Raw genomic sequence first — 21,957 nt, 5'->3', positions numbered from 1 at the left:
ATGAGTAACCATTGGAGAAAAACAACGCTGGGCGCGGCGATTGCGCTGAGTCTCGTGCTTGCGGGGTGCAGTTCGGAGTCGAACACAGACGCGAATGCGGATGCGAACGGGAATGGGGCGAACAAGCCCAAAGAAGAAGCAGCATCGGACGTGAGCAAAACGGGATTCCCGATCGTCGCGCAGCCGCTGGTGCAGAAGATGTTCGCCCGGATCGCGCCGGTGAACGGTCCATTCAAAGATATGCCCGTTTTCCAAGATTATGAGAAGCTGAGCAACGTGCACGCGGAATTCACCGAGGTGCCGACGGACGGCTTCCAGGAAAAGAAGAACTTGCTGTTCGCGTCCAACGAGCTCCCGGATGTGCTGTTCCGCGCCGGACTTACGCCGCTTGAGACGATCCGTTACGGCACGGCCGGCCAGCTTATTCCGCTGGAGAAGCTGATCGACGATTACGCGCCGAATTTCAAGAAGCTGATGGACCAGTATCCGGAGATTCGCTCCGCCATTACGACGCCGGAAGGGCATATTTATTCCCTCCCTACGATCGTGACGCTCGGCGCGGCGCGGACGGACAAGAAGTGGATCAATCAGGCGTGGCTGAAGAAGCTGAACTTGAAGGAGCCCGTGACGACCGAGGATCTGTACAACGTGCTCGTCGCGTTCCGGGACGGCGATCCGAACGGGAACGGCAAGGCGGACGAAATCCCGATGACGGCGCGCGCAAGCAGCGGGCCAGGGCTTGGGCTGCCGGTCGTCAACATGATGAGCGGGTCGTTCGGCCTGGACAATCAGCTCGGCTACAACATTAACCTGACGGATGGCAAAGTAGACATCTGGATGGGCAGCGAGCGCAACAAGGAGCTGCTGCAATATCTGAATAAGCTCTACAGCGAGAAGCTGCTCGACCCCGAGGTGTTCTCGCACAAGGAAGCGGACTACCTCGCCAAGCAAGGATCCGGCAACGCGGGCTTCTTCTTCGACCAGACGAACAACCCGTTCCTTGAGATCGCCGATCAATATACGGGCATCGCGCCGCTCGAAGGTCCGCACGGGGATCGCATCCAGAGCCAAGGCGCGCCGGTGCCGCGGGACTTCGGCTCGTTCGCGATCACCTCGGTCAACAAGACGCCGGAAGCCGCGCTGCGCTGGGTCGATTATTTCTACAGCGACGAAGGCTCGACGCTGCTCCGCTTCGGGCGGGAAGGCGAGCATTACGAGCTGAAGGACGGCATTCCGTACTACAAAGAGGATTTCCTCAAATCGGGCAATCAAGCGAAAATCACGCCGTATGCCGGCGGCGGCGCGCCGCATCTGATCAGCGAGAAGGTCGCGTCCTTCATTAACCCGCCGCAGGTGCAGGAAGCGCAGAAGAAGCTGGACCCGTACATGCCGAAGATCCGCTACGCGGCTCCGATGTTCGACGAGGAGACGGCTCGCAGGGTCGACGTGCTCCGCACCGATATCGACAAGTATTACGAGGAGCAAAGCACGAAATTCATCGCGGGCGCCATCGGCTTCGACGAATGGGACAAATTCGAGTCGACGCTTGCGAAGCTGAACATCGACGAGCTGGAGCAGATCTACCAAACGGCCTATGACGCCATGAAGAAATAACATAGCGGAAGGAGCAAGCCTATGAAGACGGCGCAGGTCGGGCGGACAACCGCTGCCGCACAGTCTCGTTCAAGACCCGTTCCGCGGCTGCTCAAGCAGGCGGCCAGGCGATACGATCTCTACTTAATGCTGCTGCTGCCAATCGCCTGGTATTTGATCTTTCACTACGGGCCGCTGTACGGGCTGCAGATCGCGTTCAAGCATTTCAATCCGGCGAAAGGGATCATCGGAAGCGACTGGGCGGGCTTCGAGCATTTCGAACGGTTCTTTAACTCGTACTACTTCTGGCGGCTGCTGTGGAACACGCTCTCCATCAACCTGTTCTCGCTGCTGATCGCCTTCCCGATCCCGATATTCCTGGCCTTGCTCATCAACGAAATTCCGAGCAAGGCGTTCGGCAAGTGGCTGCAAAATATCACCTACCTGCCGCATTTCATCTCGATCGTCGTCATCGTCGGCATGTTGACGCTGTTCCTCTCGCCTAAGGGAGGTCCGGTCAACACGCTGATCGAGACGTTCGGGGGCGAGCCGATCCGCTTCCTGGAGGAAGCAGGCTGGTTCAAGACGATCTTCATCGGGTCGAACATCTGGCAGAACATGGGCTGGCAGTCGATTATCTATATCGCGGCGCTCGCCGGCGTCAATCCGCAGCTGTACGAGGCGGCCAAGATGGACGGGGCTTCCCGGCTGCGGCGCATCTGGCACGTCTCCCTGCCCGGGATCGTGCCGGTCATCGTCATTCTGCTCATATTGGATATCGGCCATTTCATGAATATCGGCTTCGAGAAAGTGCTGCTCATGCAAAACAATTTGAATCTCGAATCTAGCGACGTCATCTCGACCTTCGTGTATACGACGGGCATCCTCAAAGGGGAATACAGCTATACGGCCGCGATTGGACTGTTCAATTCCGTCATCAATCTAGTGCTGCTCCTGCTGGTGAACCGGTTTGCGCGCAAGACGTCCGAGACGAGTCTTTGGTAAAGGGGGGGCGACCACATGTCCAAGCCAGCTGCGGTCCGCCGCCTGTCGGAGGAGCGGCTGTTCAACGCGGCGGTGTATGCCGTCGCGGCCATCATTATCGCCATCGTGCTGTACCCGCTGCTGTTCGTCGTCAGCGCCTCGTTCAGCGATCCGGCGAAGGTGCTCGCCGGGGAGGTCTGGCTGCTGCCGAAGGGCGTATCGGCGGATGCGTACGCGAATATTTTGCAGAACGAGAAATTATGGATCGGCTACCGCAACTCGATCCTCTACGCCGTGGTCGGCACGGCCATCAATCTGATCATGACGATCTTGGCGGCGTACCCGCTGTCGAGGCCGGATCTGCCGGGGCGCAAGGCGCTCATGCTGTTCATTACGCTTACCATGTTCTTCGGCGGCGGGCTTATCCCAACCTACTTGCTCGTCAAGTCGCTCGGCATGGTCGATACAATGTGGGCGCTCATCATTCCCGGCGCGATCTCGACGTACAATTTGATCGTTATGCGTACCTATTTCCAGTCGAGCATCCCCTGGGAGCTGCAGGAAGCGGCGCTCATCGACGGCTGCACGAACTGGCGGCTGCTGCTGAACATTATTTTGCCGCTGTCGAAGCCGATTATCGCCGTCATGGCGTTGTTCTACGCGGTCGGCCATTGGAACTCGTTTTTTAACGCGCTAATTTACATTCGGACGGAATCGCTCTATCCGCTGCAGCTCATTTTGCGCGAAATCTTGATGATCAGCCAATCCGATGCCATTGACGGCAACGTGGGGCTGGAGGACAAAATTTTGCTGGCCGAAAGCATCAAATACGCGGTCATCATCATCTCCAGTCTGCCCGTGTGGCTGATGTATCCGTTCGTGCAGCGGCATTTCGTCAAAGGCGTCATGATTGGGTCGATCAAAGGCTAACACATCCGGGAGGTTGAAGGGAATGACGAACGCGAGGATTACGATTGACGGCGGAACGAAGAGCGGGCATACGATCAACCCGTTCTTGTTCGGCCACTTCGTGGAAGACATTCGCGACCATATGGACGCGATGCTTGCTTATCCGCTCAAGGATATGGATTTCGAGAGCGAAGCCGAAGGGACGGCCTTGGTATCCGGCAGTTGGAGCGCCTACACGAACGGACGGAATACGCGCTATGCGCTCGAGTCGCCGGCTCCCCGGCATTCGGGCCGCGCGCAGCGCATTCATATTCGAAGCGACGACGAGGCGTATGCGGGTCTTGCGCAGCGGGCTGCGCTCAGAGGTCCGCTCGGCTACGAGGTTCGCTTGGTCGCGCGGGCTTCGATTGAGCTCCGCTACGTGCTTGTGGAAGCGGTCGACCGGCGCTCGGAGGAGCGGCTTGGTCTGGTCCGAATCGACCTTATCAGCCATAACTGGCGGACTTACGAGGCGCGGCTGGACATCGCCCGCGCCTGTCACGATGCCGAACTCCGCGTATACGTGCCGGCCGAACACCCGAGATGGAGCGATCACGTGTCGACCGGCATGCTCTGGCTCGACCATGTGTCGCTGCTGCCGGAGGATCACGTCGGCGAGGTGAAGCGCGAGGTTATCGAGATGGCAAGGCCCCTGAACGCAGGCATGATGCGGCTCGCGGGGAATTACATCAGCGCTTACCACTGGGAGCATGGGGTCGGTCCCGTACTGGAGCGTCCCGTCAATTACAACGAAGCGTGGGGCGGCTGGGCGAGCAAATATTTCGGCACGGACGAATTCATCCGGTTCTGCCGGGAGCTTGCGGTAGAGCCGCTCATCTGCGTGAACGACGGCTCCGGCACGCCGGAGGAAGCCGCACAGTGGGTCGAGTACTGTAACGGCGGCGTCGACACGCCGATGGGCGCGCGCCGAGCAGCGAACGGACATCCTGAGCCGTACAACGTCCGGTATTGGGAGATCGGTAACGAGGTGTGGGGCGACTGGCAGGTCGGCACTTGTTCCGCGGATGAATTCGCGAAGCGCTATGTTGCGTTCGCGCAGGCGATGAAGGCGGCAGACCCTTCGGTGATCCTGCTCGCTTGCGGACATACCGACCAGGCCTGGAACCGGACGGTGCTCGACATCGCCGGGGAGCATATGGATTATTTGACCCTCCATCTGTACCACGGTTATGGGCGGTTCGGGATGAACCGGGATACCCCCGCGGAGGAGCGGTACAAGGCGATCGCCTCGTTCCCGGAATGGACCCGGGACAATATTCGGCGGACACAGACGCAGATTCGCGCGCATGCCAAGCATCGTCACGTGAAGCTGGCCATCACCGAGTACAATACGATGTATTATCCGAACACGATCCGCAAAGGGCTGCCGGACGAGCACACGCTGGGAGCCGCGGTCGCGAACGCCGCGAACTTGAACGAGATGCTGCGCGCAAGCGACATCGTCGACATCGGCAGCTTCTCCGATCTCGTGAACGGCTGGCTCGGAGGCTGTATTCGGGTAGGCGACTATTATGCGGATCAATATTGCGGCAAGGTGCCGGGGTGGAGCGGTCATCCACTTACTGTATATGGTACGCCTACCTATGAAGTCATGAAGCTGTATGCGAGCCGGAACATTAGTCGGATGCTGCCAGCCGAAGCCGCCTGCGGCACTTTCGCGGTCCGGTCGGCCAAGCCGGCGCCGGTCGCGCTGGACGCGCTGCCCGACCTGGACGTCGCCGCCTGCGCAAGCGAAGACGGGAGCGTCGTCACCGTCTTCATCGTCAACCGCAGCCTGCGGGAGGTAACGGCCGAGCTGAGCTTGACTGGCTTCGAGTTCGAAGCGGATGCGGTGCTGCATGAAATCACGGGAGAATCAATCGATGACATCAACTCCGTCTTCGCGCCGGATCGCATCGCCGCCCGGGAGCGCATCGTCCCGGCAGCTGTCTGGACGCACGGCGGTTACCCGCTGCGCCCCGCCTCGGTGTACGCGCTCGAACTCAAGGCGAAGCGCGGGAGGGGAGAAGAGATCGAATGATGCGAATGATGGACGGAACTCGCCCATGGAGGGAGATGCAAGGATGAGCAAACCGAACATTCTATTGATTACGAGCGACCAGCAGCATTGGAATACGATCGGCGCGTTCAATCCGGAGCTGAAGACGCCGAATCTGGATCGTCTGGCCCGGGAAGGGACGACGTTCAGCCGGGCGTATTGTCCGAGTCCGGTGTGCACGCCGAGCCGATCGTCGATCATTACGGGCATGTATCCGAGTCAGCACGGCGCGTGGACGCTCGGGACGAAGCTGCTCGAGGACCGTCATACGGTCGGCGAGGACTTGCAGGCGAGCGGTTACCGGACGGCGCTGATCGGGAAAGCCCATTTTCAGCCGCTGCGGGGGACGGACGAATATCCTTCGCTGGAAGCGTACCCGCTGCTGCAGGATCTGGAATTCTGGCGCTCCTTCCACGGGCCATACTATGGATTCGATCATGTGGAGCTGGCGCGCAATCATACGAACGAAGCGCATGTCGGCCAGCATTACGCCCTCTGGATGGAAGACAAGGGATGTACGAACTGGCGGGATTATTTCCTGCCGCCGACCGGCACGATGGATCCCTCGGTGACGCACACGTGGGCGATACCGGAAGAGTTTCATTACAATACGTGGATCGCGGAGCGCACGAATGCTTGGCTGGAACACTACCGCGACCAAGAGGAGCCGTTCTTCCTGTGGGCGAGCTTCTTCGATCCGCATCCCGATTATCTGGTCCCCGAGCCTTGGGATAAGCTGTACGATCCGAACACGCTAACGATTCCCGGTCTCGTAGACGGCGAGCATGACCATAACCCGCCGCATTTTCGCATGACGCAGGAGCAGGAGCCGGACTTCGCTCACTTGTTGGAGACCGGGCACGGCATTCACGGCTATCGCTCGCATCTGGTGCCGGACGACGAAGCCAAGCAGCTGGTCGCCACCTATTATGGCATGATCAGTCTGATGGACAAATATATCGGGAAAATACTCGATAAGCTCGACGAGCTGGGACTTACCGAGAACACGATCGTCGTCTTCACGACCGATCACGGTCACTTCTTCGGCCAGCACGGCCTTCAGTACAAGGGCGGATTCCATTACGAGGACTTGATCCGGCTGCCGTTCCTCGTGCGGTATCCGGGACAGGTGCCGGCTGGCGCGCAGAACCCGGCGATCCAGTCGCTGGTCGATCTGGCGCCGACCTTCCTGTCGCTGTGCGGGATCGAGCCCCCGCCCGGCATGACCGGCGTCGATCAGAGCGACGTATGGCGGGGACTGCAATCGTCGGCGCGCGATCACGCGCTGTGCGAATTCCGCCACGAGCCGACGACGATTCACCAGAAGACGTACGTCGACGCCCGTTACAAGCTGACCGTCTACTACCGCCAGACGTACGGCGAGCTGTTCGATCTGCAGGAGGACCCGGGCGAGCTTCGCAACCGATGGGCCGATCCGGATTACGCCGGCCTGAAGTCGGAGCTGCTGCTGAAATACGCCTGGGCCGAGCTTGGCAAGGAGGCCATGCCGATGCCGCGCGTCTGGCATGCGTAGGCAGGGGAATCGAGATCGAAGGGATAGCATGTAGCATCTAGCGGTAGAGGTCGCTCATCTTTCGGGCGGCCTTTTTGGCATGACTGCAAGCCGCAGTATCGGTTTTACGTAAGGCTCAGAGTCCTTCCTGCAGGCTTTTTCCGTCTCCTCATAAGAGGGCGCTTCGGGTGACAATAATAGATATCGTTTGCCGTTTGAGGGAAAGAACCAGCATGGTTTCGCATAATCTCAACCAAACGCCTGCCGATATCGTTACATATGAAGATGTGTCTAACAAAGCTATTCTTCTCGCGGATTGGGAGGTGGAAGAAGCACAGCGGTATTTGTTCTCTAGGGCTTTCCACGTACTTATAACGCCTATCGCGGCTAATTGCGGATGTAATCCAACATAATGAAAAAAGGAGGAGACATCATGAATAAATGGGAACGAATACAAAGCGTCTTTTTATATGGCGTTTTCATCTGTTACAACCTTTTGTTAATCAAAATACTGTTCTTATCGAGAGTTTCGATTTGGGAACTATTTGATAGCCAAAGGTCAATAATGAGGTCAATCAATCTTATTCCCTTTTATAGCATAAGTGAATTTATATCTGGCGGCTCTGCTAATTTAAAAGATTTTGCTTTTGCTAATGTGGCGGGCAATATCCTTATTTTCATTCCCGTTGGCGGCTATTTGGCGTTGTTTAAAAATAAAAAAAACGCAGCATTCAATCTGTTGACTATCGTTATCGTGAGTTTATTGGTCGAAATCATTCAGGGGCTTCTGGGCATTGGAACGGCAGATATTGATGACGTCATTCTCAATTCTCTAGGTGGATGGATTGGGATTATGGGATATAAGCTTTTGCGATTCGTATTACGAGACGAAATGAAGGCACATGTTGTAATTACCATACTATCTGCTGTCGTTGTATTACCTGCCATCTATTATTACTTGTTTATGATCAAAATGAGATTCTGAAACTCACCGGTCTGAAGACATGTAAACGTGAATGAAAAGGCTGTTCTCCGTAGATCGGAGAACAGCCTTTTACCTGTTTCGGCACGTTATGCTCATGTCCGCTCCCCCTCCCCGTGCTCTGCCCACTGGTTCCGATAGGCCAACGGCGTCATGCGGTAGAAATCGGCGAACGTCTGGTAGAAGAACCCCATGCTCTGATAGCCGACCGCATGCGCGATATCCGCGACGGACTGCTCGGTGTTGGCCAGCAAGCCGGCGGCGTGAATCATGCGCTGCGTCTTCACCAGCTCCATAAACGTCTTGCCCGTTCGTTTCTTCAGCAGATTGCCCAGATAGTTGGCGTTGAAGTTGAAGGCGTTCGCCAGCTCGGTCAGCGTGCACGTTTGATAGTTTTTCTCAATATAGTCGAGAATTCGGAGCAGATCCGTCCGCGAGTGGCGCTGCCGGTGCTCCTCGTTCGTCCGATACGTGTAGACCCGCATGAGCTCGGTGTAGATCAGCATCATATAGTTGTAGATCATTTCCTGAGCGTAGGCCCGGCTGCCGAACGCTTCGCACATCATCTGCCGCATGAACAGCTGGAGGTCTTCGTGGTGCTCGGATTCGAACACGATATAGCGGTTGTGGTTCGTATTCGAAGCAATGGCGTTCGCCAGGAAGTCCGAGACGATACCTCTAGAGCCGAAGCGGCTCAAGAACGAAGACAAGAACGTGCTTTTCTTCATAATGATGTTGATCAGAATGTCGTCGTGGCCCATCGGTTCGATGCTGTGCACGACCTCGGAATCGAGCAGGCACACCTGCCCTTCCCGCAAAACGACCTTCTCCCCGTTAATCCGCTGCTCGCATACCCCCGAATAGATATAATTCAATTCAATGAAGCTGTGATAATGCGGAGGCATGGGCGCGAAGCGATGATGCTTGCGGATATGAATCGGCCCGTTCTGAAAGAAGGGCGTATCCGGCATGCGAAAATAAGCTTCTCCGTCTTCCGGTCCATTCGGGAACGGCAAGTCGTTCACGTTCTCCCCGCTCGCGAGCTGCTCGGCTTCGACCTCGTTGATTGCCCTCAAGTAGTGATCCAGCATGATAGGGTCCATGGCTATCCTCCACCTTGTATCGCATTCCAAGTCGAACTTGTCCCGGCACATCTTGCGCATAATAGCTGTAAAAAGAAGAATGAGATCCGTAAAAGCGGAATTGTGATCGGCCGGCGAAAGCGTTTTAATAAAGATATCGCGATACGAAGATGCATGCAAGCACTTGGAGATGGTTCACGGTAAAACCCTGATTTAACGGCGCTAACAAGCGCCATCCTCCGCTGTCGGATATTCGAGCATCGGGTAATCCGGCAAGCGGATTGGCGCGCCAAAGTTGACTGTAAATAGAGAACTGCTATCGGGAAGGGCGGATCGAGCATGAAGCCTTGGATGAATAAGGTACTGTCAGTGGACGAGCGGGTGCAGCGGCTGCTTGACGCGATGACGTTGGATGACAAGCTGGCGATGATGCACGGAGGCACGCCGGATGCCGCGCTCGGCATCCCGGCATTGAAGCTGAACGACGGCCCCGGCGGCGTGACCGGACCCGAGGAAGCGGCGGGCACGCAGCTCCCCGCCCCCGTCGCGCTGGGCGCGGCGTTCGATCAGGAAGCCGCCTATCGATATGGCGAGATTATCGGCAAGGAATCGCGGGAGCGGGGGACCTCGCTGCTGCTCGGGCCGACCGTGAATATCGCGCGCACGCCGCTGAACGGCCGGACGTTCGAAGGGTACGGCGAGGACCCGTATTTGTCGGCCGCGACGGGAACGGCGGTCATTCGGGGCATTCAGGAGCAGGGCGTCATGGCGTGCGTGAAGCATTACGCGGCGAACAATCAGGAAGCCGACCGCTTCACGCAGAACAGCATCATCGACGAGCGGACGCTCCGCGAAATCTATTTGCCCGCATTCGAAGCAGCGGTGAAGGAAGGCCAGGTCGCCTCGGTCATGGCTTCCTACAACAAGATCAACGGCGCGCACGGCGCGGAGAACCAGCCGCTGCTCACGCGCATCCTCAAGGATAATTGGGGCTTCGAAGGCTTCGTCGTCTCCGATTTCCTGGCCACGCAAAGCACGGTCAAATCGATTCACGCGGGGTTGGACTATGAGCTGACGCTTCCGTTCAAGCGCTATTATGGCGAACCGCTCAAGGAAGCCGTTGCGCAAGGTCTCGTGCCGATATCGCTGATCGATGCGAGCGCCGGCCGGGTCTTGAAGGAGATGTTCCGCATCGGATTGTTCGATCGCGCGCCGGGCGAAGGGATGGTGCCTGCCGAGCAGCTGACGATGCGCGAAGAAGAAGCGCTGCGCTTGGCCGAAGAATCCATCGTGCTGCTGAAGAACGAAGGCGGATTGCTCCCGATCGGCGCCCAAGGCACGATTGCCGTCATCGGACAAGCGGCGGTCCACCTCATCGCGTCCGGGGGAGGCAGCGCTCATGTGCCAAGCGGGGCGAAGGGTACGCCGCTTCAAGCCATCGAACGCCGCGCCGGGAAAGGGCGAAAGGTGCTGTACGCACAGGGCACGGCGCCCGTCCCGACCGGTCCGTCCTTCGTTTATCCTTCGCCGCTTGCGTTCCTGACCGTGCCCGCGGAAGCATTCGAGAACGGTCTGGCCGCCTTGTCGTACGACACGCCCGATCTGAGCGGCGAACCCGTCCGCGCCGAGACCGCTGCGAATCTGAACATCAACTGGCAGTTCGCCGGCGTGCCGCATCCCGCCTCCGCCAGATGGACGGGGACGCTCGTTCCGCAGGAGACGGCGGGTTTATTTACCGACTTCCGGCGCGTCCCGCTTATGGCTGGACGGAGAGCTCGTCATCGATAACTGGGAGCCGCGTTCGCTGTATAAGACGGGGGTGAAGCGGCTCGAAGCAGGGCGGCCGGTCGCGGTCGAGGTGCATTACGCATCCGGCGGCGGCGAAGCCCAGCTGCCGTCGATCGCGCTGGAATGGTTCGCCGGAGAAGACGAAGCGCTCATCGCCCAAGCCGTCGAGGCAGCCTCGCAAGCCGATATCGCGGTCGTGTTCGCGAACGACTATATGACCGAGAATTTCGATAAACCGAACCTGAACTTACCGGGTTCGCAGAATCGACTCATTGAAGCGGTAGCCGCGGCCAATGCGCAGACGATCGTCGTGCTCAATACCGGCGGTCCGGCAGCGATGCCGTGGCTGGACGGCGTAAAGGCCGTCGTTCAAGCTTGGTACCCGGGCATGCAGGGCGGCGAAGCGATCGCCAAGGTGCTGTTCGGCGAGGTCAATCCATCCGGGCGTCTGCCGATGAGCTTCCCGAGTTCGGAAAGACAAGGTCCCGTGACGACAATGGGGCAATATCCCGGTATCGGACAAGACACCGTGTACACGGAGAAGCTGCATGTTGGCTACCGGTGGTTCGCCGCCAACAAAGAGAGACCGCTATTTCCGTTCGGGCATGGCTTGTCGTATACGGAATTCCGTTACCGCAACCTGCGCGTTCAAGAGACGAATATCAAGGGTCTGCCGAGCCTGCAAGTGAGCTTCGATGTCCGCAATGAAGGCGATCGCGATGGCAAAGCGGTGCCGCAGATTTACGTCGCCTTCCCTGAAGAGGCTGGCGAACCGCCGGCGCAGCTCAAGAATTACGCCAAGCTGCCGGTGCAGTCCGGCCAGACGGTCACGGTCGAATTGGTCTTGAACGCAAGAGCCTTCAGCGGCTGGGATCCGAGACAGGACCGATGGGTGGTGCCGGCGGGGGCGTTCCGCGTTCTGGTGGGCGAATCGTCCGGGAAATTCGTGCTGGAGACGGAGGTCGTCCCGTCTGCTGCCCTAAGGGAAGCCGCCAACCGGTGCCCATCCGTGCTGCACGGTTCGGAGCTGTCTAATGAGAGAGGAGTTTATGCGCCATGACCGAGCAAGCCAAGATGCAAGCTTCGACTGCCGTCATTATTCGTAACGAAGCGTTCCTGGAAGAAGCAGAGCGACTAAAGCCGCTACTCAATGAGACAATTGCTCGTCCGCGTCGGCTGGTTCAGATCGAAGCCGACTCGGCCGCCGTGCATGGCTATCGCTGCAATCCGGTTGCGGATGCGGCCGAATTAGAAGCAAGAAGCTTCGGCAAGGGAGATTCCTTCATTCTCGACTTTGGCGATCATCGGGTCGGTTATATGTCCTTTGATGTCAGAACGGTAGGAAGTCCGCCCGACGCTCCGCTGAAGCTCAAGCTGACCTTCGGCGAAATGCCGGTCGAGGTCGCGGTGCCCTTCGATACTTATGACGGCTGGATTAGCAGCGCTTGGCTGCAGGAGGAGACGATATTCATCGACGTGATGCCGCATCGCGTCGAGCTGCCTCGGCGTTACAGCTTCCGTTACGTGAAGGTCGAGATTATGGCGACATCGCAGAAGTATAAAGTCTCGTTCCACGATGTCGGCTGCAGAGCGGTTACGTCCGCCGACAGCGGCAAGGTTGCCCCGCTCCATCATGCCGACCCGGTGCTCGAGCAGCTCGACCGGATCAGCATTCGGACGCTGGCGGACTGCATGCAGGATGTGTTCGAGGACGGCCCGAAGCGGGACCGGCGCTTATGGCTCGGCGATCTCCGGCTGCAGGCGCTCGCGAATTACGAGACGTTCAATCAGAACGATCTGGTGAAACGATGCTTGTATTTGTTCGCCGGCGTGCCGGATGAGCAGGGCCGCGTATCGGCCAATCTGTTCATCCAGCCGTCGGTCATCGCGGACGACACGTACTTGTTCGATTATTCGTTGTTCTTCACCGCCAGCTTGTACGATTACTTCGCCGCGACGAACGACCGGCAGACGCTTCGCGAGCTGTGGCCGACCGCATTCAGGCAGGTGCAATTGGCGCTTGAGAAGGTGGATGAAACGGGGATCGTCCGCGATGACGAGTCGTGGTGGTCGTTCATCGACTGGCAGGACCGGTTAAACAAGCAAGCGCCGTCGCAAGGGGTGCTCCTGTACACCTTGAAGCGTGCCGTCCATCTGGCGGAGGCGGTTGGCGAAGAGGGTACGGCCGCGCTGCTGTCGGATAAGCTGAACGAGCTGGCGGCCGCGACGATGCGAGAGCTGTGGGACCCGGAGCGGCGCTTCTTCGTCAGCGGATCGGACCGCCAGATCTCGTGGGCCGGCCAAGTGTGGATGGCGTTAGCCGAAATTTTGCCCGATGCGGACAATCGCGACCTGCTGCTGCGGCTGCAGGCCGAAAGCCCGGAGGTCGGGATGATGACGCCGTATATGATGCATCATTTCGTCGAGGCGCTGCTCATCGCGGGCTGCAAGGAGGAAGCGATCGCGCAGATGAAAGCCTATTGGGGCGCGATGGCGCAGGACGGCGCGGATACGTTCTGGGAGCTGTATGACCCGAACAATAAGAGCTTCTCCCCTTACGGCAGCCCGCTCATCAACAGCTACTGCCATGCCTGGAGCTGCACGCCGACTTACCTGATTCGCCGTTATGGGTTGTAGAATGAACATTGCCGCACGAACAATGGCTGCTTGGACGGCCATTGTTTGTTTTGATTTTTTCGCATGCGCCGCTAGACGTGACATCGCTTACAATAGAAAGGATTGTACCTGACTAATCCATAAGGCGGTTATAGGATGAAGCTTTCACTTCGCCAGCTATGGCTGCGCATCAAGCCGCGCAAGCTTCGAACGCGCATACTCGCCGCGATGGTCCTATTGTCCGTTCCGCCGCTGCTCCTGCTAGGCTTTATATCGACGAATATTTCGAGGGCGACGATCGTGGCGAACCATATGACCACCAATGTGCAAAATTTGAAGACCGCCAGCGAAGTCGCCGATCTGCTCTTGCGCAATGTCATTAATATGCACCGGCTCATTCTAGCCAACCCCGAGCTGCGGGCGGAGCTGAAAGCCAGCTATGCCGGCAATCGGCCGCTGGATGTCCGCACCTCGACCCGGCTGCAGAATCTGGTCGTGACGAACTTGATCGATACCCGCTACATCGATTCGATCTGCTTGTTCGACCGGGGCTTCCAGTCGGTATGCTACGGCAGCACGGATGCCTTCACCGGGTATTACGTCACGCAAGAAGGCAGGCGCGAGATCGCATCCAGCGACTGGTACCGGCAGGCGACCGCGGCCAAGGGGAAGGAAGTCTTCTTCGGTTATAACGTGCTTCAAAGCTCGACGACCGGCCAGGCGTTCTCCAGCGTCAAGCTGCTGCGCGACCCCGACCGGTTCCAGACGCTCGGCATGCTGGTCATCAATATCCGCACGTCGATGTTTCGCGAAGCGGTCAACGAGACGGAGGATGGCGGCTTGATGGTACTCGACTCGACGGGCGGCAGCATGCAGCCCGTGTATGAAGAGATGCCGGGGCTTGCGAGCCGTATAGATGAACGAATGTCCGAGGAAACATGGTTCGAGCAGCTTCGCCGCGAGGGTTATCTGTCGATCGGCTACCGCAACAAGACGACGGATTGGACGCTCATGCATATCGTCGAGAGCGGTTCGCTGCTGAAGGACGCGAACCGGATCGGAAGCATTACCTGGGTGTTCGCCGCTTTAATTGCGGCAGTCGCGATGATCTTGTCCCTTATTCTGTCCGGCAGCATCATCCGACCCCTTCTGCGAATCAAGAAGCTGATGGTCGACTGGTCGAAGGGCTCGGGCGCGCAGACCCAGCTAGCCTCCTTCGAGGAGGATGAGATCGGCGCGATCGGCGAGACGTTCAAGCGGATCTCCTCGGAGAACCAGCAGCTGGAGGAACGGCTCATCCATGCCCAGCTGAAGGAGCGCGAGGCCGAGCTGCAGACGCTGCAATCGCAGATCAAGCCGCATTTTCTCTACAACACGCTCGATTCGATCTATTGGATGGCCATCAAGCAGAACAATCGCGATATTGCGGCCATGGCCGTCGCGCTGTCGGAAAGCTTCAAGCTCAGCCTCAACAAGGGGAAGGAGACGATCCCCGTGTTCAAGGAGCTGAAGCATATCGAGCATTATATAACGATCCAAAATTTGCGCTTCAAAAACCGGTTTACGTATATCGGGGACGTGGCGCCGGAGCTAATGCATCTGGACATGCTGAAGCTGCTGCTCCAGCCGCTGGTCGAGAACGCGATCTATCATGGCCTGGAGCCCAAGCTCGGAGAAGGGACCGTGCGGCTGACCGGACGCCTCGAGGACGGGATCGTCACGTTCATCGTGGCGGATGACGGGATCGGCATCAAAGAGATGTCCGCCATTCATCAAGGCTACGGCATTGGCAACGTCAAAGAGAGATTAGCGCTCTATTACGGCCCGACCAGCAGCTTCACGATCAAGAGCGAGGTTGACGCGGGGACGACCATCGAAATCCGGTTCCGCTTATAGACGGAGAGAAGAAGGAGGGCGGCGCGCATGCTGAAAGCGGTGCTCATCGACGACGAATACATTGTCTTGGAGGGACTGAAGGAGCATATCGATTGGGCAAGCTACGGCATCGAGCTCGCGGGTACGGCGGGCAACGGCCTGGAGGCGCTCGATCTATTCCGGCGGGTGAAGCCGGATATCGTCATGACCGATATTCGCATGCCGGGATTGAACGGACTGCAGCTGATCGAACAGGTCATGCAAGAGGAGCCGGGTACGATCTGCATCGTGTTCAGCGGATTTAACGAATTCGACTATATCAAGACCGCGATGAAGCTGGACGTGGTCGATTATTTGGAGAAGCCCGTCACGATCGAGAAAGTCGAGGAGGCGCTCGAACGGACGATGCGGAAGCTTGGCCAGCGGCAGCAGGTCAGCGCCCTGGAAAGCCGGCTTGCGGAAAGCCGGGAGGAGCTGCTTGCGAAAGCCGCGATGGATTTGCTGCTGCTCGGGGAGGAGGGGGCCGATCGCTTCCGCGCCTGCTTCGGCGAGGAGGCCCGGCAGATCGCGGCGGTAACCGTGCTGGTGTTCCCGAGCTCTCCGAGCGCCGTCAGCGCCCAGCTCGGCTGCCGTCATATCGTGATGAAGCTGGGCGCGGTATGGGCGGTGCTGCTCGTTCATATGGAGTGGCCGGTCGAGGCGGCGTGGGAAGAGCTCGCGTCCGCATCGGCCGAAATGTCGGAGACGTTCGGCTCGGGCCAGACTTACGGGGATGTGGAAGGCGCGAGGCTAAGTTACCTGGAAGCGCAGCGGGCGCTGCGCTACGGCCGTTTCCTGGAAGAGCCGGGCTGGGTGCGGATCGAGCATGTGGGCGGCACGGCGGCCGACCCGGGCAACATGTCCGAACATGAGGAAGCGATCCTCTTCCATATGCGCACGAATAATAAAGCCGGCCTGATCGGGCAGCTGGAGGCGTTCAATAGCTGGATGGTCGGCGAGCGGCTGGATCCCGAGCATGCGGAGCAGGAGATGCTGAAGCTGGCCTACATCGGCATGCAGGCGGTGAAGGAGATGGGCATCGATGCGCGACAGCCCGGGAAGCCGGCCGCGATTCAGCATCAGGAATTGAGCGGCATGCACACGCGGGAAGCGATGTTCGCCTGGCTGCGTCGCCATATGGAGACGCTCATGGAGCGGGCGGAAGAAGCGCGCCGGGCGCCGAAGCATCAGCTGATCGAGAAGGCGCAGGACTATATCCGGAAGCATTACCATCTCGATCTGAGCCTGCAGGAGGTCGCCGATCACGTCGGAATGAATGCCACCTACTTCAGTCTGTTGTTTAAAGAGAAGACCGGCACCTCGTATATCAAGTACGTGACCCGTATCCGGCTGGAGCAGGCAAAAGCGCTGCTGCGGAGCGGTCTCAAGGTGGGCGAGGCGTGCGAGAAGGTCGGCTATTACAAGTACCGGCACTTCACGGAGCTGTTCAAGAAGCATTACGGCTATACGCCGAGCCAGTACCGGGAGCAGCATGAGCTTAAGCACGGAGGAGGTCAAACGTAAGGCATGAGGAGAAGATGCGTTACATTCGCGCTCGCGCTGTTGACCGGCGCGTTATTGTCGGGATGCGCGGCCGGCGCCGGCCAGATTCCCCGTCAGAACACGGTCGAGGACAAGACGCAGACGATTCAATACGTGTCGTCCATGCTGGATTATCAGGGCAGCGCCAAAATCATCGGCGAGCTGGCGGAGGAATACGGCAGCGCGCATCCGGATGTCCGGTATGAATTCGAGAACGTCAACACGACCGATCTGCTGCAGAAAATCCAGCTGCTCGCCGCGAGCAACGATCTGCCCGAGATGTTCGCCTTCGAATCGGGGAAGCCGCTGGAGGTGCTGGCGGACAACGGCTTCGTGCTGGATCTCGAGCAGGCGTTCAAGGAGCTGGGCTTGTACGAGGAGCTGAACCCGACGGCGGTGAAGCTCATGAAGTCCATGGTCGGAGGCAAAGGGCTATACGCCCTGCCGCTCGAAATGAATCTCGAAGGCTTCTGGTATAACAAAGGGCTGTTCGCCAAATACGGGCTGCAGGAGCCGCGCACCTGGAGCGAGATGCTGGAGGCGGCCGCCGTCTTCAAGGCCAGCGGCATTCAGGCGTTCTCGGTCGCCGGTTCGGTGAAATGGCCGATTACGCGGCTCATTAACGGCTACGTCATCCGCCTGTACGGCTATGACGCCATGCAGCGGGTGGCCAAGGGCGAGCTCAAGGTGACCGATCCGGGCTTTATTAAGGCGGCGAGCGTCGTCCAGAGCATGGGGCTGAACGGGTATCTCGGCGACAACGTCAACATGACGGATCTGAACTCCGCGGCTTCGTCGTTTCTGCAGGGCAAGGCGGCGATGTACTATTCGGGCAGTTGGAGCTTGCGGGACTTCAACGATCCGGCTCAAAATAAAATCGGCGCGGACCAGATCGGCTTTTTCAATATTCCGCTCGTGGAAGGCGGAGTCGGCACGATGAACGACTGGCTGCTGAATGCGGGACTGACGACCTCCTTCTCCGCCGACGCCTACAATGACAAGATGAAGGACTGGATGAAGCACGTGTTCAGCAATTATGGCGACAAAGCGATGAACGAGATGGGCTTTCTGACCGGCTTCAACCTCGACCGAATGCCCGCCTCGATGTCGCCGCTGACCCAGATGGTGCAGGAGAAAATAAGCGGCGTCCGGAACGGAGCGCTCTGGTTCGAGGCGCTGTTCACGCCCGCCGCCCAGAAAGTCGCGTGGGATAACGCCCAGCTGCTCGTCGCCAATCGCGACTACACGCCGGAGATGTATATGAAGGAGCTGCGGGAGGCGCTGACGCAGGAGTGAACAAAGCTTGAGAAATCAAGCTTTTTTGTATGCAATCAAAAACACCCGTGATCTCATCAACGGATGAATGCAAGGGCGTTGCCGTTCAGCGAGCGATACTCGACTAGAATGCTACGAGACTTACGTCTTATTTCCTAATCTTGTTTACAGACCATAGAATAAAGGTTTCCTCAAAAGGACTATCAATCAACTCGGCCAAAAAGAAGGCGGTAGTGAAAATTGACAAATTAAAGGAATTTGGTAGAATCTAGCTGTATTTTTATAACGTGGGGGGTGAAAAATGAAGTTTTCCAAAGGGGTGCTAACGTCACTTATAGTCATTTCCGCCATTCTCGTTCAAGGGTGTAGCGACAATGACTCCTTTAATCCAGAGGAACCCGGGAAGTTGAAGGTCATGTATCAGGATGAGGATACATTCAATCAGAGATATGGCAATTTGATCAGCTCAAAGTTTCCTAATCTTGAAATTGAAATCGTAGGGACCCAACAGCTGTATACGCTTGACGTCAATACGGAGGAGGACTACAAGGTATTAATAGAGAAGGAAGAGCCCGACGTGATCTTGATGAACACGTTAAATCAATATAGCGAACTAGCGGAGAAGAACAAACTGTTGGATTTGGAACAGATGCTGCTAGAGGAGGACTTTAAGAGCGCCGATCTGCTGCCAGGTTCCTTGCAGCTGTTAAGGGAGAAGGGCGGCACCACATTATACGGGATATCGCCGTATTTTTGCGCCAATGCCCTTTATTACAATAGAGACCTGTTTGATAAATACAAGGTACCGCTTCCGACCAAGAGCTTGACCTGGCCGGAAGTGATTGAACTGGCGAAGCGGTTCCCGACGGCAGGCAGTGAGGAAGAGCGGATTTACGGGTTTACGATGAACACTTATTTGTCTGACCTTGGGTTAACCATCGGAGAGACGTCAGGACTGCAGACCACCGATTCGGTTGGCAAGAAGGTGACCGTTCGAACGGATGGATGGAAGCAAGTTTACGGAATGGTTGCGGATGCTCAAAAGTCGGGAGCTTTCTATTTCCCAGGAAATCTGGACTATTCCAAGCTAAGTTATGAAGAGTCCTTGAAAGCAGACAAGTTCATATCCGGCAAAGCCGCGATGACGCTTAAAGAATTTTATTATGCCGACTATATGAAGCATGTCGCAACGTCCGGGAAGATCAAGCCGGTCAAATGGGGATGGCTCAGGGAACCTGTCGATCCAGCCAATCCCGATGTTTCCTCCTCGTTCTATCTCAATGAGATCTATGGGGTAAATGCGAATTCGGCCAATAAGGAGGCGGCATGGCAGCTTGTGAAGTTAATTAATGGGGATGAGGCTGCTAGACTGCTTTCTCGATCCAATAACAGTGGGTGTTTGATGACCCGCACAATATACAATAAGCCCGATGAAGGCGTCAATTATGATCCGTTCTATTCGCTTCAGCCAAGAGGGCAGTCGATGTTGTACAAACTGGGCAGCTTCTACAGATCGTTCAGACCGCTTATGAATAAAGAACTGGAGGCAGTCGTAAGCGGCAGCAAGAACATGGACGAGGCGTTAGCGACGCTGCAGAACGAAGGGCAGCTCGAGTTGGATATGCTGAACAAGAGGCTTGCGAAAGGCCGATAAGACAAAGAAAGGAGGGGGTTGAAGATGAAGGGGCCCAAAAGGGTGTTCGCGTCACTTGTGGTCGTTTCTGCTGTTTTAGTTCAAGGCTGCAGCGGCGATGACAATGAGGATTATGCCTTAGATACAAATGAAGCAGGGCAGCTGAAGGTCATGTATGTTGATGAGGATACGTTCAATCAGCAATATGGCAATGCGTTCAATCTGAAGTATCCCAATATCGAGATTGAAGTCGTGGCGGCTCAACCTGATCTCATCGAGAAGGAAAATCCCGACGTGATTTTGATGAACACCGTGACGCAATATAGCGAGCTTGTTGAGAAGGGCACCCTGTTGGATTTGGAACCGATGCTCGTCGAGGAAGATTTCAAGAGCGCCGATCTGTTGGCCGCTTCCTTGCAGTTGTTAAGAGAGCAGGGCAGCGGCAAATTATTCGGGATATCGCCGTATTTTTCCGCCAATGCCCTCTATTATAATAAAGACCTGTTCGACAAATTCAAGGTGCCGCTTCCGACCGAGCGCATGACCTGGCCGGAAGTGATCGAACTGGCGAAGCGGTTCCCGACGACAGGCAGCGAGGAAGAACGGGTTTATGGATTTACGATGGATGATCATTTGTCGAGTCTCGGGTTTACGATCGGCGACACGACAGGTTTTCGATACACCGATGCGTTCGGCAAGAAGGTGACCATTCAGACCGATGGGTGGAAGCAAGCTTTCGGAATGGCCGTGGATGCTCAGAAGTCGGGTGCCTTCTATTTTCCGGGTGATCTGGATTATTCGCAACTGAGTTTTGACGAGTATTTGAATGCAGACTTGTTCTTCTCGGGCAAAGCCGCGATGACGCTGAAAGGAACTTCTTATGCCGGAACCATGAAGGTGTATGCAACGCTGGGGAAGAAACCGATCAATTGGGGGTGGCTCACGGAACCCTATGATCCGGCCAATCCCGACGTTTCCTCCTCGTTTGCGCTAACGGAAATCTACGGGGTGAATGCGAATTCGGCGAATAAGAAGGCGGCATGGCAGCTTGTGAAGGATATCAACGGGGATGTGGCTGCGAAGCTGCTGTCAAAAACCAACAACGGGAACTTAATGACCCGGACACAGTATAATACGTCCAATGATGGCGTCAATTATGATCCCTTCTATACGCTGCAACCTAGAGGACAGTCCGTGCATATGCACACGCTGAGCGATTTCAACAGATCGTTCAGACAGCTTACGGGCAAAGAGCTGCAAGCGGTCGTATCCGGCAGCAAAAGCCTGGACGAGGCGATGACGTCCATTCAGAACGAAGGGCAGCTCGAGCTGGATCGGACGAACAAACAGTTGGCGGAGGCGGAGAAAACGGAGTAATAGCATGGCAGTCTTGGTCGGAAAACCGACTGAGGCTGCTATTTTTGTTCGAGGTGTGGCTGTGAGCTGAAAATAAAGTAGTAGACTGAAAAATGAAGTAGTAGACCGTGAAAATAAAGTTGTAGAACAGCCGCTACCGTACGCTAACTGTCAGGATAATTCGATAAAAGTTAGGAATATTAGGAAGATAAATGGAGGTGTTTCCGTTGTTTTGGCGGGGTATGATTTCAGTCTTAGTGCTTAGTTTCAGTTTAGATGCTCATGCGTATGGTGATACCCAGCTAGCGCCAAAACATATTGATAAAGCATCTATAATGAAAGAAGTTAAATATCCGAATGATGAGCGAAATCAGGAAATCTACTCGATTGTCAAGGAATTAGTTGATGCTTACGTGTCGAATGACATAACTAAGTTCTCCAAAAAGTTTACCGAGAAAGAGGCAGTGGATGATTATTGGAGGTATTTAGAAGAGATAAGCGATGGGGTAACCTTCACCGATGCTGAGTTTACCTTTAATAAAGAGGGAACATTCGCAACAGCATACGCAAATTGCAAAAATAGTAAGGGCGAGGAGTATAGAACGTTTATGCTCTGGATCAGAAAACAATCGAATGGAGAATGGGTTATCCAAGCCTTGGACTAAATTATCT

General features: G+C 56.6%; 16 protein-coding genes. 15 read left to right on the top strand and 1 reads right to left on the bottom strand.

Annotated features, from left to right (window positions below; translation table 11 throughout):
- The 6 genes from ACFFSY_RS14315 (at position 1) to ACFFSY_RS14290 (ending at position 8,082) form a co-directional block, all read left to right on the top strand.
- Complete coding sequence (locus tag ACFFSY_RS14315) at positions 1 to 1,614, top strand: extracellular solute-binding protein (protein ID WP_377495062.1); 1,614 nt, start codon at positions 1 to 3, stop codon at positions 1,612 to 1,614.
- Between the two features lie 21 nt (positions 1,615 to 1,635).
- The gene (locus tag ACFFSY_RS14310) at positions 1,636 to 2,598 is read left to right on the top strand and encodes an ABC transporter permease (RefSeq protein WP_377495060.1); all 963 of its coding nucleotides are present in this window, start codon (positions 1,636 to 1,638) and stop codon (positions 2,596 to 2,598) included.
- 15 nt (positions 2,599 to 2,613) lie between these two features.
- Complete coding sequence (locus ACFFSY_RS14305; RefSeq protein ID WP_377495058.1) at positions 2,614 to 3,507, top strand: carbohydrate ABC transporter permease; 894 nt, start codon at positions 2,614 to 2,616, stop codon at positions 3,505 to 3,507.
- A gap of 22 nt (positions 3,508 to 3,529) precedes the next feature.
- Entirely contained in the window at positions 3,530 to 5,566 is a 2,037-nt protein-coding gene (locus ACFFSY_RS14300) for an alpha-L-arabinofuranosidase family protein (protein ID WP_377495056.1), read from the top strand.
- Positions 5,567 to 5,609: 43 nt separating this feature from the next.
- Positions 5,610 to 7,118, top strand: a complete 1,509-nt coding sequence (locus ACFFSY_RS14295) for a sulfatase family protein (protein WP_377495054.1) — start codon at positions 5,610 to 5,612, stop codon at positions 7,116 to 7,118.
- Between the two features lie 412 nt (positions 7,119 to 7,530).
- Entirely contained in the window at positions 7,531 to 8,082 is a 552-nt protein-coding gene (locus tag ACFFSY_RS14290) for a VanZ family protein (RefSeq protein WP_377495052.1), read from the top strand.
- Positions 8,083 to 8,174: 92 nt separating this feature from the next.
- On the opposite strand, the gene ACFFSY_RS14285 is transcribed toward ACFFSY_RS14290, so the two are convergent.
- Positions 8,175 to 9,182, bottom strand: a complete 1,008-nt coding sequence (locus tag ACFFSY_RS14285; RefSeq protein WP_377495050.1) for a helix-turn-helix domain-containing protein — start codon at positions 9,180 to 9,182, stop codon at positions 8,175 to 8,177.
- A 318-nt stretch (positions 9,183 to 9,500) separates the two neighbouring features.
- Between ACFFSY_RS14285 and ACFFSY_RS14280 the strand changes: the two genes are divergently transcribed.
- The 9 genes from ACFFSY_RS14280 to ACFFSY_RS14240 all read left to right on the top strand — a co-directional run bounded on the left by ACFFSY_RS14280 (position 9,501) and on the right by ACFFSY_RS14240 (position 21,950).
- The gene (locus ACFFSY_RS14280) at positions 9,501 to 10,949 is read left to right on the top strand and encodes a glycoside hydrolase family 3 protein (RefSeq protein WP_377495048.1); all 1,449 of its coding nucleotides are present in this window, start codon (positions 9,501 to 9,503) and stop codon (positions 10,947 to 10,949) included.
- Positions 10,837 to 12,009, top strand: a complete 1,173-nt coding sequence (locus ACFFSY_RS14275; RefSeq protein WP_377495101.1) for a glycoside hydrolase family 3 C-terminal domain-containing protein — start codon at positions 10,837 to 10,839, stop codon at positions 12,007 to 12,009. Before ACFFSY_RS14280 ends, ACFFSY_RS14275 begins: the two co-directional genes overlap by 113 nt.
- Complete coding sequence (locus ACFFSY_RS14270; RefSeq protein ID WP_377495046.1) at positions 12,006 to 13,586, top strand: alpha-L-rhamnosidase-related protein; 1,581 nt, start codon at positions 12,006 to 12,008, stop codon at positions 13,584 to 13,586. Before ACFFSY_RS14275 ends, ACFFSY_RS14270 begins: the two co-directional genes overlap by 4 nt.
- A gap of 135 nt (positions 13,587 to 13,721) precedes the next feature.
- Positions 13,722 to 15,461 carry a cache domain-containing sensor histidine kinase gene (locus tag ACFFSY_RS14265; protein ID WP_377495044.1) on the top strand — a complete coding sequence of 580 codons (1,740 nt, stop codon included), beginning with the start codon at positions 13,722 to 13,724 and terminating at the stop codon, positions 15,459 to 15,461.
- 27 nt (positions 15,462 to 15,488) lie between these two features.
- Positions 15,489 to 17,003 carry a response regulator gene (locus ACFFSY_RS14260; RefSeq protein WP_377495042.1) on the top strand — a complete coding sequence of 505 codons (1,515 nt, stop codon included), beginning with the start codon at positions 15,489 to 15,491 and terminating at the stop codon, positions 17,001 to 17,003.
- Positions 17,004 to 17,006: 3 nt separating this feature from the next.
- Positions 17,007 to 18,317: an ABC transporter substrate-binding protein gene (locus ACFFSY_RS14255; protein WP_377495039.1), complete on the top strand. Its 1,311-nt coding sequence runs from the start codon at positions 17,007 to 17,009 to the stop codon at positions 18,315 to 18,317.
- 280 nt (positions 18,318 to 18,597) lie between these two features.
- Positions 18,598 to 19,950 (top strand): ABC transporter substrate-binding protein, encoded by a 1,353-nt coding sequence (locus ACFFSY_RS14250; protein ID WP_377495037.1) that lies wholly within the window; start codon positions 18,598 to 18,600, stop codon positions 19,948 to 19,950.
- Positions 19,951 to 19,974: 24 nt separating this feature from the next.
- Positions 19,975 to 21,306, top strand: a complete 1,332-nt coding sequence (locus ACFFSY_RS14245) for an ABC transporter substrate-binding protein (protein ID WP_377495035.1) — start codon at positions 19,975 to 19,977, stop codon at positions 21,304 to 21,306.
- A gap of 206 nt (positions 21,307 to 21,512) precedes the next feature.
- On the top strand, positions 21,513 to 21,950 hold the full coding sequence (locus tag ACFFSY_RS14240; protein ID WP_377495033.1) for a hypothetical protein: 438 nt from the start codon (positions 21,513 to 21,515) through the stop codon (positions 21,948 to 21,950).
- Positions 21,951 to 21,957 lie beyond the last annotated feature (7 nt).

Source organism: Paenibacillus aurantiacus (genome assembly GCF_042431225.1).
GTDB classification, from domain to species: domain Bacteria; phylum Bacillota; class Bacilli; order Paenibacillales; family Paenibacillaceae; genus Paenibacillus_Z; species Paenibacillus_Z aurantiacus.
Note: the sequence above shows the minus strand (reverse complement) of the source record. Positions and strands in the feature narration are given on the sequence as shown.

Bases quoted from the DNA above. Each gene is read 5' to 3' on its own strand.
- ACFFSY_RS14315 (WP_377495062.1), top strand. From the start codon at position 1: ATGAGTAACCATTGGAGAAAAACAACGCTGGGCGCGGCGATTGCGCTG.
- ACFFSY_RS14270 (WP_377495046.1), top strand. From the start codon at position 12,006: ATGACCGAGCAAGCCAAGATGCAAGCTTCGACTGCCGTCATTATTCGT.
- ACFFSY_RS14280 (WP_377495048.1), top strand. From the start codon at position 9,501: ATGAAGCCTTGGATGAATAAGGTACTGTCAGTGGACGAGCGGGTGCAG.
- ACFFSY_RS14255 (WP_377495039.1), top strand. From the start codon at position 17,007: ATGAGGAGAAGATGCGTTACATTCGCGCTCGCGCTGTTGACCGGCGCG.
- ACFFSY_RS14290 (WP_377495052.1), top strand. From the start codon at position 7,531: ATGAATAAATGGGAACGAATACAAAGCGTCTTTTTATATGGCGTTTTC.
- ACFFSY_RS14310 (WP_377495060.1), top strand. From the start codon at position 1,636: ATGAAGACGGCGCAGGTCGGGCGGACAACCGCTGCCGCACAGTCTCGT.
- ACFFSY_RS14300 (WP_377495056.1), top strand. From the start codon at position 3,530: ATGACGAACGCGAGGATTACGATTGACGGCGGAACGAAGAGCGGGCAT.
- ACFFSY_RS14250 (WP_377495037.1), top strand. From the start codon at position 18,598: ATGAAGTTTTCCAAAGGGGTGCTAACGTCACTTATAGTCATTTCCGCC.
- ACFFSY_RS14245 (WP_377495035.1), top strand. From the start codon at position 19,975: ATGAAGGGGCCCAAAAGGGTGTTCGCGTCACTTGTGGTCGTTTCTGCT.
- ACFFSY_RS14295 (WP_377495054.1), top strand. From the start codon at position 5,610: ATGAGCAAACCGAACATTCTATTGATTACGAGCGACCAGCAGCATTGG.
- ACFFSY_RS14285 (WP_377495050.1), bottom strand. From the start codon at position 9,182: ATGGACCCTATCATGCTGGATCACTACTTGAGGGCAATCAACGAGGTC.
- ACFFSY_RS14260 (WP_377495042.1), top strand. From the start codon at position 15,489: ATGCTGAAAGCGGTGCTCATCGACGACGAATACATTGTCTTGGAGGGA.
- ACFFSY_RS14265 (WP_377495044.1), top strand. From the start codon at position 13,722: ATGAAGCTTTCACTTCGCCAGCTATGGCTGCGCATCAAGCCGCGCAAG.
- ACFFSY_RS14305 (WP_377495058.1), top strand. From the start codon at position 2,614: ATGTCCAAGCCAGCTGCGGTCCGCCGCCTGTCGGAGGAGCGGCTGTTC.